This is a genomic window from Marinicrinis sediminis (genome assembly GCF_042685085.1).
In the GTDB taxonomy this organism is placed as follows: Bacteria; Bacillota; Bacilli; order Paenibacillales; family KCTC-33676; genus Marinicrinis; species Marinicrinis sediminis.
The window spans coordinates 138,005-154,057 of the sequence record NZ_JBHUMM010000037.1 but is presented as its reverse complement, the minus strand read 5'-3'; the positions used below and the strand labels follow the sequence as shown (position 1 = coordinate 154,057).

Annotated in this window: 9 protein-coding genes; 7 read left to right on the top strand and 2 right to left on the bottom strand. The window is 49.7% G+C overall.

Translation table 11 applies throughout. The features are described from left to right. Positions 1–104 precede the first annotated feature (104 nt). The 7 genes from ACFSUC_RS12515 to ACFSUC_RS12485 all read left to right on the top strand — a co-directional run bounded on the left by ACFSUC_RS12515 (position 105) and on the right by ACFSUC_RS12485 (position 8,291). Entirely contained in the window at positions 105–1,832 is a 1,728-nt protein-coding gene (locus ACFSUC_RS12515) for an alkaline phosphatase (protein WP_379929955.1), read from the top strand. A 98-nt stretch (positions 1,833–1,930) separates the two neighbouring features. Further along, on the top strand, positions 1,931–2,674 hold the full coding sequence (locus ACFSUC_RS12510) for an ABC transporter ATP-binding protein (RefSeq protein ID WP_379929954.1): 744 nt from the start codon (positions 1,931–1,933) through the stop codon (positions 2,672–2,674). Beyond that, positions 2,671–3,978, top strand: coding sequence for an ABC transporter permease (locus tag ACFSUC_RS12505; RefSeq protein ID WP_379929953.1), 1,308 nt, complete (start codon positions 2,671–2,673; stop codon positions 3,976–3,978). Before ACFSUC_RS12510 ends, ACFSUC_RS12505 begins: the two co-directional genes overlap by 4 nt. An 18-nt stretch (positions 3,979–3,996) precedes the next feature. Continuing rightward, a complete protein-coding gene (locus ACFSUC_RS12500) occupies positions 3,997–4,941 on the top strand; it encodes a hypothetical protein (RefSeq protein ID WP_379929952.1) in 945 nt (314 codons plus the stop codon). 176 nt (positions 4,942–5,117) lie between these two features. Continuing rightward, the gene (locus ACFSUC_RS12495; protein ID WP_379929951.1) at positions 5,118–6,515 is read left to right on the top strand and encodes an NfeD family protein; all 1,398 of its coding nucleotides are present in this window, start codon (positions 5,118–5,120) and stop codon (positions 6,513–6,515) included. 81 nt (positions 6,516–6,596) lie between these two features. After that, positions 6,597–7,589 carry a flotillin-like protein FloA gene (gene floA / locus ACFSUC_RS12490; protein WP_379929994.1) on the top strand — a complete coding sequence of 331 codons (993 nt, stop codon included), beginning with the start codon at positions 6,597–6,599 and terminating at the stop codon, positions 7,587–7,589. Positions 7,590–7,604: 15 nt separating this feature from the next. Next, positions 7,605–8,291, top strand: coding sequence for a hypothetical protein (locus tag ACFSUC_RS12485; protein ID WP_379929950.1), 687 nt, complete (start codon positions 7,605–7,607; stop codon positions 8,289–8,291). A 107-nt stretch (positions 8,292–8,398) separates the two neighbouring features. Here the strand turns inward: ACFSUC_RS12485 and ACFSUC_RS12480 are convergent, their stop codons facing one another. Both ACFSUC_RS12480 and ACFSUC_RS12475 read right to left on the bottom strand, forming a co-directional pair. Next, positions 8,399–14,239 carry a PKD domain-containing protein gene (locus tag ACFSUC_RS12480; protein ID WP_379929949.1) on the bottom strand — a complete coding sequence of 1,947 codons (5,841 nt, stop codon included), beginning with the start codon at positions 14,237–14,239 and terminating at the stop codon, positions 8,399–8,401. A gap of 506 nt (positions 14,240–14,745) precedes the next feature. Beyond that, positions 14,746–15,951, bottom strand: a complete 1,206-nt coding sequence (locus tag ACFSUC_RS12475) for an S-layer homology domain-containing protein (protein ID WP_379929948.1) — start codon at positions 15,949–15,951, stop codon at positions 14,746–14,748. Positions 15,952–16,053: the final 102 nt, after the last annotated feature.

Genomic DNA, 16,053 nt, shown 5'->3' with positions numbered 1-16,053 from the left:
GCCTTCACAATATCTTTTCTTTCCTCTTACATCGTGTTGACCTTTCTATCAACGATGTCTACTACAATGAATAGCGAGTACATAGATGGAGGGGAATGAATGTGATGAAGAAATGGGTAAAAGGCTTGCTCGTATCCGGGTTGGCGCTGTCTCTCATTCCAGCGGTGAATCAGACCGCTGATTCGGTGGGAGCACAGGAAAACACACCAGCTTCCAAAAACCTGATTGTGCTGATCGGGGATGGCATGGGTCCGGCACAGGTGACCGCAGGCAGAATGTATCAGCATTATTTTCATCAGAAGCCCTATCTGGCACTGGACGAGATTTTTGTAGGCAACTCGACGACGTTTGCAGACGCTTCGGAGTCTGGCGGGAATACCGTGTCCGGCCTCGTGACGGATTCTGCTTCTTCTGGTACCGCATTTGCTACAGGAAACAAAACGTACAACGGCGCGATTTCCGTATCCAATGAAGAAGTGGCCAAGCCTTATGCATCGATTATTGAAGCGGCAGAAGAGGAAGGAAAAGCCACGGGAATTGTATCGACAGCCCGTATTACCCACGCGACGCCAGCGGTATATGCGTCACATGTTCGCAGTCGAGGCAATGAAAATGCAATTGCTGCTCAATATGCAGACAGTGGCGTGGATGTTTTATTCGGAGGCGGTGAGCGTCAATTCAAGACTTCGGAAGAGGGCGGGAAACGTTCGGACAAAAACCTGATTCCGGAATTCGAGTCGAAAGGCTATGAAATTGTTCGTGGTCGCAGTGAACTGATGGCTCTGGAAGGTTCAGAGGAAAAAGTGCTGGGATTCTTCGGACATTCACATATGGACTACACATTGGATCGCGACGCTGACGTGCCAAGCCTGGCAGAATTGACTGACACGGCCATCGACATTCTGTCCAGGGACGAGGACGGATTTGTCATGATGATTGAAGCCGGACGGATCGATCATGCTGGACATGCCAATGATTTCCCCGGCATGGTGCAGGAGATGCTGGACTTTGATGCGGCGGTGAAAGTGGCGCTGGATTTTGCCAAGGAAGACGGAGAAACTTCGGTTGTTATTACCGCTGACCATGAGACGGGTGGACTCTCTCTGTCTCGCGATAATATTTATGAGCTGAATATTGCGATGTGGGACGATGCCAGGCAGTCTTCTGAAGTCGTTGGAAAGGCGTTGAACGGGGCTGAAACAGCAGCAGACATACGCAAAATTGTAGCCGATAATATGGGCATAACGGACTTAAGTAACGTGGAAGTACAGTTCATCATGGACGGTGACGGTACTTCCTATGGCCGGGAGGGCGGTTATAATGCCGTTATCTCCAAGCGTTTGCTAGTCGGATGGTCCGGACATGGTCATTCTGGTGTAGATGTTGGGGTATGGGCATACGGCCCCATTGCGGATCTTGTACGTGGACAGATTGACAATACGGATATTGCCAAGTCTGGCGCTGAAGTGCTTGGACTGGATCTCGATGCTGCAACCCGGAAGCTGCAGCAGAAGTATATGTATCCGAAATTCAAGATGAATCGCACCAATGAGGTGCTCTATCCGGCCAGAGCGCTCGCAGAAGCGCTGGATATTGAGCTGGGTTTCGATGCGGAAGAGAAAACGGTGTCCTTGATGAAGGAGGACCAGATGCTGAGGGTGGAGATCGAAACCTTGCAAGTGGGAGCGAATGAACAGCGAGAAGCGTGGACAGCGGAATTAGATCGCGGCACCTTGTACTTGTCGATAGAAGCTTTCAATTTGCTGAGCGGGATGGAAATGAAGTGGGATGCACTCTCTGAGCGCCTCCTAATCGACGCTGTCGGTGAATAGGACGTCTAGCTGGTCGAGCGGAAAGCAAATACAAGTCAAACGGAGAACAGGGGATCACGAAATCTCCTGTTCTCCGTTGCCGTGAGGTGTGATAAATCGTGATTAAACTGGAAAAGGTGAAAATAAGCTATCGGATGGAAGGGCGGGCACTGTCCATTTTGGATATACCGCAATGGAAGGTGCAGAAGGGGGAACAAATGGCTCTGCTGGGTGCGAGCGGGAGCGGGAAGAGTACGCTGCTTCATGTCCTAAGCGGAATATTGTCAATTGACACTGGCTCTGTGGTCGTGATGGGGGAACCGATTCATTTGTGGAAAATGGCAAAACGGGATCAATTAAGAGCAACTCGAATGGGGTATGTGATGCAGGATTTCCATCTGCTGTCTGCTCTGACTGCCAGGCAAAATGTAGAACTGGTCATGGCGGGCAAGTATAGCCGCAAACAAAAGCAAGAAAAACTGAATGCTTTGTTTGAGCGAATCGGCTTGCAGGATCGGATGCATCATCGTCCCGATCAACTCTCCCGGGGACAGCAGCAGAGAGTCGCCATTGCCCGAGCTCTGATCAACTGTCCAGAACTGATTTTGGCTGATGAGCCAACCGGAAGTCTTGACGTGTCATCTGCCAGAGAAACCATGTCCCTTTTGCTTGAACTAGCCAATCAGACAGGCGCAACCCTGATCTGTGCCACTCATGATCTGGAGCTCGCTACCCGGTTTCCCAAAATGCTGCACATGCAGGAGATTAATCAGGTGCTAGCTGCTCATCCCATTGAACAAATTCCGAATCAACAGAGTCATCCAGACTTACATGACAGGCAAAAGGTGGGGGTGGCACCATGAATGCATGTTCCCTGATTTGGCGACAGGTCATGCACCGCAAAGCGTTGTCCATCCTGACTGTTGGATCGGTGGCCATGACGGTGGCCTTGATCGTCTTTCTCATTTTGACTTATCAGGGGATGGAGGAAGGGGCCAAAAAGGGATACGGTCCCTTTGAACTGGTGATCGGAGCCGATGGAAGTGAGACCCAACTTGTGCTCAATACGTTCTATCATACCGGTGTTCCAACTGGAAATATAGATATATCGCTCTATGAACAGCTACAAGCTCAGCCGGAAGCGAAGCATGTTCTGGCGATCACGACCGGTGACAATCTGAATGGCTATCCCATTGTCGGGATAGATGCCCCATATTTTCCTGTCAGGTATGGAGAGCAGCAACTGCAGGAAGGCCGTTTATATACCCGAACAGGTGAGGTGGTCATCGGTTATGCGGTAGCGGAGGCGCTGAAGCTGGAGATTGGAGACCGTTTTGTCGGTGGGCATGGCATTGTGCATGCGAGTGAGGATGGTCATGTTCTCGAAGACAACCATCTGCAAGCGGACGGTCACGAGAAGCAGGGCGAACATCATGATAAAGACTCTGATGAACATCATGAAGGGGAATTGGAATCGAATGCCCATGGAGCTGAAGTCCACGACGAACATGATGCCTTTGTCTATGAAATTGTGGGCATCTTGCCCAGACTAGGCACCGCGGATGATCGCGTGCTGTTTACCACACTGGATTATGCTTGGGCCGTTCATGGGCTTGAAGAATCCGAGCGTGAAGTGACGGCCATCCTGATCGAGCCGTCTTCCCTGACCGATTTGCAACAACTGAAGCTGACATATGATGCACTGGTGGGGGTGCAGGCTGTCTATGCCAGTAAGGCGATCGCAGATGTGGTCAATCTAGTGGACAAAGGAAGCCAGGGTTTGACTTTTTTACTGATTCCTTGTGTTTTGCTCGCTGCCATTTCGATCCTGTTGTCGTTGCTAGCCGCGGTTCATGAACGAAAACGGGATGTCGGTCTTCTCCGGCTGGTGGGCAAGTCCAATCGCTATGTCTGTCTGATTCTGATTGGAGAAGGATTGTGTCTGACGGTTGCAGGAATGGTTGCAGGGGTTGCAGCCGGGCATGCGGGCAGCGATATCGTGTCAGACTGGATATTTGCCTATAGCGGATTTCAGGTGCAGCCGTGGTCCTTTTCAGCAGCTGAGCTGCAACTATTGACAGGGACTATCCTGATTGGCCTTGTGTCTTCCCTGGGGCCGGCCTGGACAGCCTTCCGAGTCGATCCATTAAAATTGTTTCGTTCATAAGTACAGGAGGGAATTGGAATGAAACGATGGCATGAGACGGGTGGTGTTACGTTGTGTATAATCCTATTGGCTGGCATGTTGTCCGCATGCGGAAATGGCAATGAGCAGGCCAGCGGTGAATCATTTTCCGCCGCTGCACCTTCTTCGTCTGTCGCGGAAACCTCTGAGAGGTCTGAGGGGCAGGCAGAGCAAGCGCAAGCGAATCAAACCGGGTCCAGCTCATCTACAGAGACTCGGGCGTTGCACAGTCCGTATGACGAAGCGAAGTCCATCGAGGTTGCAGACAAGCAAACGGATAAGGAAATAGCAGCGGAAACAGACAAGCAGACGAACAAGGAAATGGATCAGGAAAGATACAAGTCAACGGATGAAGAAACAGACAAGTCAACGGATGAGAACCCAAGCGGGGAAATGAAGACAAGGGGGAGCCCTCATGATACGCTAGAGCCATCCCAGAATAGTGCGACTAAACAGGCCCGAAATGAGGCGACCGAACAACCCAAGGAGGAAGTGTCCAAGACTTCCGAAAAACCAGCGATTGCGGGCAAGAGCCATCAGACTTCTGCTCCTTCCTCCAGCAAACCTGCACGCCAAGACGGCAATCGACTGTTGTGGGATGGATTTTTTGACCATGGAGACCAGACAACGCCGTCGGAACGCTTTTGGAACTTGTCCGGCAAACAGGTTGAAATCAGAGGATATATGGGAGAGGTGCTGTCTCTTGCAGACAACTGGTTTCTGCTCATTCCCGAGCCAGGAGCGGAATGCCCGTTTGACAACGGGGATGAAACATACTGGAACAAAATTATGATCGTATTTGTACCTGCTGATGAATCTTTGCGGTTCACGTCCGGAGCGTTGTCTGTCAAAGGGACGTTGGATGTGGGGATCAAGGTAGATGAATCGGGATACAAAACGATGTTTCGTCTTTATGATGCAAGCTTTACGTCCATCAAGGAGTGAGCAGTCATCAGGCCAATCTCGCCTCTCTGCACAGTGGAGAGGCTTATTTCATGTATGTCGAAAAAATCTCCTCAAAATGGTATTGTCGGTCAGGAAGTGCTATATTTATAAGGGAAGTGTAAGCGCTTGAGGACCTTGTCAAATGCTCATATACATAGGGTGAGGGGGTGACACAATTGAATCATAGAAACAAGCTTCATGATGGGCCGGCCAGACGTTTGCTGGCAATCGGTATAGGGATACTGCTTTGTCTCAGCTTTCTGCTGCCGACCAGCATGGAGGCTGCGGATCAGACGTCAGATCGTACGGAAGGGAACAAGCCGAAACTCATTTATATGATTCCGGTTGAGAATACGATCGAGCAGGGATTGCAGAGCTTCCTGGAACGATCCTTCAAGGAAGCAAAGAATGCGGGAGCCGATCAGATTATTCTGCGCGTGAATACGTTTGGCGGCAGGGTGGATTCAGCCATTGAAATTGGCCAGTTGATTCGGGAAAGCGATATCCCCACGCTGGCTTATGTAGAAGGAAAGGCGCTTTCCGCAGGCAGTTATTTGTCTTTGAATGCGGACCAGATCGTGATGTCTCCCGGATCGACGATTGGCGCCGCTGCGGTCGTAGATGGAGCAGGAAACCGGGTAGAGGATTCCAAGGTGATTTCAGCCTGGGTGGCCTTCATGAGAGCGGCTGCCGAGCACAGTGGCCGGAATCCACTCTATGCGGCAGGTATGGTAGATGATCAGCTGGTGGTGGAAGTGCCGGAGATTGACAAAACGTTCGAAAAGGGCGAACTGATTGCTTTCTCGGCTGAACAGGCTCAGCAGGTGGGTTTTGCTGAGGCTAAGGCAAGCACAATGGATCAGGTGCTGGATTGGCTGCAAGCCGATGAGAGTCAGATTGTGGAACTGGAGTTGACCTTCTTCGAACAGCTTGCCACCTGGATTACGAGTCCGATCATCGCTACACTGCTCCTGTTTATCGGGCTGGCGGGTGTAGTCATGGAATTGCTGATACCTGGATTTGGCATCCCCGGTATTGCGGGACTGCTTGCGTTTGGTCTGTATTTCTTCGGTAATATGGTGGCAGGCTTTGCAGGTTTGGAGCACATTGTGCTGTTTGCGGTCGGCGTCGTCCTGCTGATTGCGGAAATGTTCATCCCCAGCTTCGGAATTCTCGGTACTTCAGGGGTGGTGAGTCTGATGACAGGCGTTGTATTTGCTGCGTATGATACGGGTCAGGCCTTTGTATCACTCGGGATTGCAGCAGTGGCTGCCGTGATTTTCCTGGCGGTGATGATTCGTATTTTCAAACACAAAGGCATTTGGAACCGGTTCATTTTGCGTGATGAGTTGCAGTCCCAAAACGGATACGTTTCGCAGATGGACCGAAAGCATCTGCTGCATGTTGAAGGAAAAGCTCTGTCAGATCTGAGGCCATCTGGTGTGGCCATCATCAATGGTGTACGAACCGATGTGGTATCCAGTGGCGGTTACATTGACGAAGGAAGTGCCATTCGCGTCATTCAAGTAGAAGGGACACGAGTGGTGGTTGAGCTGATTTCGGATCAAGCGTAAAGGTTCGGTCATCTCCGTCAAGCTGTGCAACAGCTATATCAAATTAGGAATAGATGAAACAGGAAAGGTGTGTCGATGGGTATGGAAGGATTTATCGTGTTGGTATTGGTCGGTTTGGGGATCGTTTTCCTGGCTCTGTTTTTCAGCTTTTTCCCGGTTATGCTCTGGGTGTCCGCGATTGCATCCGGTGTCAGAGTAGGCATCATTACTCTGGTCGCCATGCGTTTGAGAAGGGTTATTCCAAGCCGGATTGTCAATCCGTTGATCAAGGCCACGAAGGCGGGCTTGGGGCTAACGATCAACCAACTGGAAAGTCACTATCTGGCTGGTGGGAACGTCGACCGCGTGGTGAATGCACTGATTGCAGCACAGCGGGCGAATATTGATCTGATTTTTGAGCGTGCTGCTGCGATTGATCTGGCAGGGCGAGATGTGTTGCAGGCCGTACAGATGAGTGTCAATCCGCGTGTCATTGAAACGCCGATCGTGGCAGCTGTCGCGAAGGATGGTATTGAAGTGAAGGTTCGCGCCCGGGTGACTGTACGGGCCAACATCGATCGTTTGGTCGGGGGTGCCGGAGAGGAAACCATCATTGCCCGTGTCGGTGAAGGGATCGTTACAACAGTCGGTTCTGCGGACAATCACAAGGCGGTTCTCGAAAATCCTGACATCATTTCCAAGATGGTGCTTCAGAAAGGACTCGATTCCGGTACGGCGTTTGAGATTTTATCGATTGATATTGCGGACGTCGATGTAGGCCGTAACATCGGCGCTCAATTGCAGACTGATCAAGCCGAGGCTGACAAGCAAATTGCCCAGGCAAAAGCGGAAGAGCGCAGAGCGATGGCGGTAGCCTATGAGCAGGAGATGAAAGCAAAAGTATCGGAGATGAGAGCCAAGGTCGTCGAAGCTGAATCGCAAGTTCCTTTGGCGATGGCGGATGCGCTTCGCGAAGGTCGGATTGGCGTCATGGACTATCTGAATTTGCAGAACCTTGAAGCTGATACAGATATGCGAACATCATTTGGCAAGGCCAATGATAAGGATCAGCCAAATAAAGGCTCCGATTCGTGAGGGGAGGGTCCATAGATGGACGGCTTGTTCATTTTAGTGATCATTGCCTTTGTGATCTTTTACCAACTGTCCAAGAAAAATGAAAATCGTCCTGGAAACCGCAGACCCACACTACCGCCCATTTTTTCTCCTCATTCAAATCAACCAGAACGGGAAGACAGGGATGGGAAGAGAAGCTTAGGGGATTGGCGTGAACAAAGGGAAGAGCGCAACCAACGTGAGCAGCCGGGCATGTGGGAGACCGACACGACCACCTATGCCAGAGACAATGATAAGAGAGATACGAGAGATTCCTGGGATACGAGAGATACAAGGGATACAAGGGATATGAGAGATTCGAGGGATAATCAGGCACGAGGATATAGCTCAAGCTATGAGAGGACTACCTTTGATCGATCTTCCGCTTCACGGGAACCAAGTCCGGTTCGTCAGGAGGAGATCGGGGATGTCGTGCTTCTTCAGGGGAGTATTTCTTCCTCACCACGTATTTATGAGGGTGTCACACAAAGTGAAATCGGCAAGCGGACATCTAGCTCTCTAACCTCTTCGCAACGTGCTGGTCTGCGCAATGCGATGAATGTAGACCCTGCACAGGGGATGATGTGGGCGGAGATTTTCGCTGCTCCACGTTCCAGGCGGCCTTATCAGGCGAGAGGGCTCACGGTACAGCAAGTGCCTTCAAAGGGACATCAAGAATCATGATCTGACAATTTCAGAAATATGTTCATAAACAAACACCTCCGATGCAGATTCCCGTTAGCCAGATGGGAATAGATGCCCGGAGGTGTTTATTTGTTGCCATACATGATTTATCTCACTCGGTGCACCCCAACGATCTCCTTGGCCAGACCGATGATGTTCACTTCTACCACCGCCTGTTTCGTCACCCCGTTCGCATATTCGATCTCGAACACGATGTCCTCCAGCCCTTCCTTCAGTCCGCGTTCCATTGACATTAAGACCTTGTCATACAAATCGCCGCGGTAATGCTGCGGGGTGCCGCTTGCGGTTAAGGTGGTGTCGATCCGAATCACATTGTTCTGCCGGCCTGTCCCGGTCAGCTTGGCCGTGATTTCCACGACCGGAGCTGGTGAGGTGACCGCTTCGAGCTTGAACAGCTCGCCACTGTAAAAGTCTTTCGGATCGTGCTCCGTCTCGTGTCCACGATCGTCATGTATCTGCTTCCACTCCGGTGTATGATAGACCGAGGGCTCCAGTTTCAGTTCCAGCGCCTCAATCGTGCGCGTCACCGTATCCTGTTCTTCTCCGTCGCTGACCGTCAGTTCCACCCGATACCTGCCGATTTGGTTGAACAAAGCTGTGACATGCCTGCTCGTATAGCTGCGCGTTTGACCCGACGGATCGGTGATCCGCCACTGGTATGTCAGCGGATCACCGTCGGGGTCTGTGGACTGGTTCGTCAAGGTGACGGTATCGCCTTCCCACACGGGCTTCGGTGACCAGTCAAACTGTGCATCGGGCGGCTCATTCGTATGAATGTACATATACGCAGGCTCACTGTCCAGGCTCCACGCATAGCCGTCATGCACACGTACGATCACATACAGGTTCGTCTTGTCGGGCAGAGCGGTGGTCGGGGTCCAGCTCTTGCTGCTGGATGTGACCACACCCGAATCCTGCAGCAGTACCCCGCCATAGCGATAGATCTTCACCTGATAGCGCTGCTGCGAATCGCTGTCTGCATCGCCATAGGTCCAGGTGATCGTCGGCGTATCGTCTTTGACGACCGTCGGATGGTTTTGATCTCGGCTCGCCGGATACGTGATGACGGCCGAGGGCAGACGGTTCAGAATGTTGACCGAGCGGGTCATCTCCGCTTCCTGGCCCACGCTGTCACGTACCACTTGCCGGATCTGGAACGTGCCGAGTGAGCTGAAGGATTTCTGCCAGCTCGTACGGCTGTTGCTTTGGTAGCTTTCCACGCCGGTGCTGGTGTTCCGGATATAATAGGCGTGATCAAGATTCGTACGGCCCCCGTCCTCGGGATCACTGGCGGAGGAGTTGATCGTGATCGGATCGCCGCGGTGGGTGCTCGTTTTGTTCAGCGTAAACCCGGGATTTGGCGGCGCATTCTGCGGTACGTCGGTGATCGTGACGGACTGAATGTTCCATTCACTCCACGCTCCGTATTCATCCTTTACGGCCAGACCCACCGTATACACACCAGCTTCGGTCGGGACGATCAGCCGCTGCATGACTTCTTCTCCGCTCGGGGAGATATAGAAATAGGTGCGCTCCATGATGCCTCTGGTCGCAAGGTAATCAATACCGGTTGCTTCGGTGCTGTAGACGGTGCTGCTTGCATACCGGTCGGGATCATAGCTGCTGTCAGTCCAGTATACTTTGTCATCACCACCGACGATGACGCTGTACTTGCTCACCGGACGGCGATGCACGATCACGTTGCGCTGAAACGCATTCGAAGCTTTTCGATAATCGGCAAAGGTATCATCCGGATAAAGGTAGGCGGAATGCGGATCATCTTCGGCTTGCAGTTCAATGGTGTACAGTCCAACCTTGTCGAGTTGCAGTTCTGCTGACGCGACCTGCTGACCGTGCAAGGCAGATATTCCCTGGTGCTGAATAAACTTCGGGGTATGGGTATATGTCCAGTTGAACGTACCGGCCATCGGATCGAGCTCGGGATCTTGGAAGTGCAGATCCGTATAGTCCACCGTGGCAAATCCGGTCCCTTCATCCCAAATAGCCAGTCCTGAGATCGTTTGGATCGTCGGATTTTCCAGTCGTTTGACCGTCAATCCAGAAAAGGTGGCATACGGCCTCTCTGAGAATGGTCCGTAGGTTCCTGCTGTATACGTGCCATCCGTGACATCAAAATAAGGAACGCCATCTACCCGCACTTGAATACGATCTTCGATCACTTGAAGCTTGAACGAATACGGCTGCTCATCTTGAACCGGAAAATGTGTCTGTTTCAGAATGGTTCGTTCGCCCTGCGCATATCGAGTCAGGTACAGCTTATCGCCATCTGTTTCAACGGCATATTTATTGTTCACATCCTGTATGCGAAAGGCAAATCCAGCCAGTTGACGATGGGCATCCGTTTGATCCATCTCCAGATCAAAGGAAAATGCCACATCCTCTATGCTTTCATTCGATACAAACTGACCAAACGAATATGGGCTTTTCACAAGCGGCTGAGTGGACGGCTGCCCGATGAGAAGCCAGGGTGAATAGTGAGTCGGATTAGTAGTTCCGCTAGATGTGATAGATTTGAAGCTGAGGATCGTCCCATCATCGACAAGCATGCCTTTATGTGGATCTGATGCTGTGGTCGCATAGTATCCACTTGCGTCCAATACAGCAAAGGTATCCGGATAGCTTGTAACCAGTTGATGCGATGCGTCAAATACTGCATAATTCTTTCCCGAGCTGCTGGGTTGAACGACGGTATAATACCCGTCATGGGAAACATGTGAAGGTCTGACATTCCAGTTGTTTGCATATGGATGGTAAGCGCCAATCGCATCCATGTAAAAATCGAATCGATGATACGAGTACGTGTACGGAAAGGAACGGACCGCTCCGGAATCCAGGTCAATCTTTTCATAATAGGACGTTACGTAGTAGCCGGAACCACGAAAGCTTCGAACCACGATTTCATTGCTTTCCGGATTGACAATCATGGTCAAGATATTGTTCGGACTGTCTGCATCTGCTTCCACGCCCGTACTGTTGAAGCTGTCCCCTGATACATCCACTTTCCACACTTGCTTCAGGTCTGTGTTGATTTTGATCAGTCTGGCCTGATCCCACAATTCCAGATTTTCATCTGGCCGGTCACAATACATTTGTTCAGCCAGGTAGAAGTTGCCTTTTGCATCGCGATGCTTTTCCAAAGACAGTCTGGGGGAGCATTCATAATCTCTTCCATAACTGCTGAATTCCCGTTTGTACGGATCACTGAGTGGGATGGACGAGGAGGTGATCACCTGCCCTTTTCGATTAATCTTGATCATTTCCATCTTCTTTTTACTCTGGTAAGAAGTGATATTTTCATAGGATACATAGGAAAGAACGACATCATCTCCGATTGTAGAGAGATCGATGGAATTGGAATGATACACATTCGTTTGAAGCGGCAACAACGACCCGAAGTCCGCATAAGTGCCACCCAAAAATGAACCTGAAAAAGCATCATAGGCCCGAATCTCCCAAATCGTATCGGTCGCGTATCGATATTCCGGGTTATACCGGTACTGGGTGCAGTTGCTGCATGACCACTGTACTAGCTGATAAATGGTTTTGTCGGATACTTCATACCCCTGCACCTGGGCTTCATTCATTTGATAAGACTTGATTTGATTGGCTTTATGAAAGTCGCCATTGTACCAATCCATATATTTTTCAAATCTGCCTGTTTGATAAACCGGCCCTTTTCCGTCCAGATCGAAGGATCGGAGAATGAAAGCATAGGGTTCATCGATATAGGTATGTTCTGCTCTTTGGACGAGATAATGAGGGGCGGGCCCATGGACATAGTTCATTTCATAATTGTTGGCCACCAGTTTTGATTTATCGATGGCATAGTAGTCCTGACCCCCAAATGTCGTGCCATAGTCTTCATAGTGATTGAAGTATAGATACGAATGATTCGTTTTAATTTGTGACGGCTTATCCTCTGAATATCTCGGGACGTTATACTGCCCCATCAACGTCTTGTACATGAGGGGTTGATTGCGATTGTCATCCGGCATCAGAAGGGACCGATAGGGACTGATATTGTTATGGCCATAGCCGTAATTTCCGACGAGCATCATATAGGCATCGACACGGCTTCCATTGTTGTATTCATAAAAGTTTTGATCTTCCGTCAATCTGCCAAGTCCTGTGGAAAGAGATCCGTTCTGACTATGCCATGCCACACCGGGCTGGATCTGCTGCGCCGTGCCCTGGCTGTACAGCTTCCAGTTTTTTAGGATGTCTTCACCCGTATATACATCTGGAATGGTCAGGTCCGGATTGGGATTCTCGCCCTCTACCGCAAAAGAAACGGTCGGTTCCTGATTGACCACATCCAGGGTTAGCAAAGCCGGATCTTCGGACAAGGTATCATCGCACTGCCCATAGTCTTCACAGACCGTGGCATCAAACCGATACTTGCCTACTTCTGTTGGAGCAAAGAGCGCTTGGGTCAGGTCTCCCTGCAGGCTTGTCCAGTTGTCGTCCTCAAAACCGTTGTTGTGGGCATCATATTTGTAGCGGTACTGGATACTGACGATCACATCCCCGTCCGGACTGACCGATTGATTATGGATGGTATACGACTGTCCACGAATGCCGAGCGGCGGCACATCCAGGCTAGCTAGCGGTGGCAAGTCCGGCAGAACGGTAATCTCACATTCGTCTGGCTGCAAGGATTTTAAGCCGGCTGCATCATAGACATGCAGTTGTAACCGCTCGATAATCGGGTCTGTGGCGGGGTTCGTGTAGGTGGTCTTTTTGTTTGTCCACTCGTCCTTTGTATGATCGATGGCTCTTCCCATTGGGCTGTAAGATTGATGGCTGCCAAACAAGCTGGCGTCCACAGGACGGTTATGTTTCACCTCAGCGGGACACTGTGCAACCGGAATCGGATTAGGTGGTACGACCCGGACATAGGTGCATTTCCGACTCTCTGCGCCAAATTCATCTCGCATGATTGCGCAAGCAGATTGATAGCCGAGTTCATTCATCTCGATCTGGTGGTAGCCGTTGGTATAGGCACTGTATTGATTCGGAATATTTTTGACCCAGCGATTCGAGCTGGAGAAGTCCCAAATGACATCCTCAATCAAATCCCCGTCCGGATCTGCAGGAGCCGGTTCATCCAGGTAGACAAGATCCAGATGGGTACCCTGCACGACTTCCGTTTGCTTGCCTTCCAGTGTCCAGTCTCCAGGTGTCGTCCAGCCGAGGTCAAAGGTTGGAGGGCGATTGTCTGCCGGACCGTTTACGGTCAACGTTTTGGGTCCGATCCAATCCGATTCCCCGCAATCGGCGATGATTTTCATGGACACTTGATGACTGCCGATGCTGATGATCCAGGGATAGGTACTCTCGGAATAGGCACTGTTTGTCGTCTCTCCGGATACGTTTGGTGTCGTATAGCTGCTGCTTCCTCGCTGAATTCGGTATTGATGCGATTGATAGGAACAGGTTCCGGTCTCAATATCTTTTGGCTGGAAAACAAAAGGATCACGCCAGTCGATTTCCGACGGAACAATATCAAAATCTCCGGTGATGTATACGGGATCAGGGTCTGGATCAGGCGGGGGTTCATCGGGATCGACCACCCGAACCTTGGCGGAAACCGAAGCATTTTGTTCTGCAAAGTAGGCGGTGATGCTTGCATGGCTCGTTCCAGGTGTAGGTTCTTGGCCGTTGACAATGCCAAAGGCATCGACCGGGGCTTTGGCAGAAGCATTGGAACTCCAGCTCAACTTGTTGTCGGACACCTCATATTTTTTTGTCGTGCCATTTTGTTTCCAACTCGCATGAACCGTGAAATGCTGAGATTCCCCCACATTCAGTGTTTTCTCCGTGGGGGTAATTTCGAGTCCCATGAATTCATCGGATATTTCTACTTCAGCCTGCCAAGTGACGAGAATCTCAAAAGGATACATCATACCTGGTTGTCCACCACATGTATTAGTTGGCTCTCCAAACACTCCTTTACCAGAATATCCTTCAATAATTACTTGGCTTGACCCCTCTACAATATCTACTATTCCTTCAATTGCAGGGTCTGATTCAGGATGCATAATAACAGGTTTAATAGCATGTATATTGGTTACTTCACTTGTTTCATATTTATTACCGTTACTATCTATCCATATTTTACCTGTCGGTTGTTCTAGCGTTGTTTTAGTCCTCACCTTTTTCTTAGCTGGTTCCCCACTCGCATTAAGTGCTACTTGTATGCCGTCAATTGTACTGTATGTACTCCAAGTACCGTCTGTATGCTGACACCAATAATAACCTGGTTTATGTTCTTTTTCTGCCGTTACGATAATTGAATAGGTATTTGCTTCTGATGTAGAGGGCCAAATAAAGAATGGCAATAGAAGAGACATAATAAGGAGTCCAATTACAACTTTATTTCTCCGTATCTTCACATTGATCACTTTCCCTTTCACATGCCTTTATTGGGGTTATGCAATACTGGAAAACCACTATTTTTATACGCGGTATTCGTAATGAGATCAATGCCAAAGTATTCTTTAGAATAAATGCCATGAAGAACAACTTCAAATGTTTCTCCCTTTTTAGCTTCGAATATATCACTCATATATGATTGAACATATCCAAAGTTCTTACGTGCTTCTTGATATCTAAAAAGTGAACTTGGACTTAAATACATTGCATTTCTAAAAATCGTATGACTACCATCTTTTTTATAAGTCACATCCAACACAGCAGTTATATAACCTGTCCTGTTCTTTAAAAACCGTTCTTCAAGCTCATCCCTATCCCACAAAAACTTCCGCTCGTAGAAGCTTACTGTATCGCCTTCAATAGGGATCACATAGACGCGCTTCAGCTTGGCATCAAAATTGTAATGCTCGATCACCTTTTGCTCTTCGATCAAGTTCAATAGCGGCTCCAGTTCAGAGACTGCGGTGGCATTCATGCCGGTTTCGGCCAGTTCTCTCAGCTCCTGCAAATATTGAAAGTCACTTGGATGTTTAGAGCTTTGGGTCGTAATCAGGTTTTGGATGATCGCCACCGCTTCGGCACGGGTCGCATTCTTTTTCAGACCGAGAGATGCATCCGGAAAACCATTCATGATCTTGGAACCGACTACCAAACCGGTGTAAGGCACATCCGCTTTCTTCAGTTCCTTGTAGTCCACAAACGGGATATCGCCGTTATACAATCCTTCAAATGCCTTCAGGTACGCCTCATACTTCTCACTACGGGCAAGACTTCGAGCCGCTAGTCGAATCATCTCTAATCGTGAAATCGGTTCGTTGTAGGATTTAAAATCGGCTTGGCTATGAATCTTGCTCTCTACTGCTTCATGCACATATGCCTGATACCATGGTGTACTGCCACTGGAATGGGGTAGATGTAGCGCATCTACCAGCATCTTGATAAACTCGGCCCGCGTGACGGATTTACTTGGCCTGAAGGTTGCATCGGGATAACCGGCTACGATGTTCTCTTTGACCGCCCAGGTGATGGCAGAGTTCGCCCAGTGACTGGTAGACACATCTTTAAATCGGGTAACAGACTTGGCTTCTGCTGCTTTTGCAGCGGGTTCCAAAGAGGAAGGTGTTAGCAAACTGGTTACGGTTAGGGACAGCACAGCTGTTAAGGTTATCATGATTTTTTTCATTTTCAACCACCTCATTTAATATATGTATAAAACTATTTTCTTCCAGCTAAATTTTATTTGCATTTATCTGCACCATTGCATCGGCAATGTTAGGGTTAATGG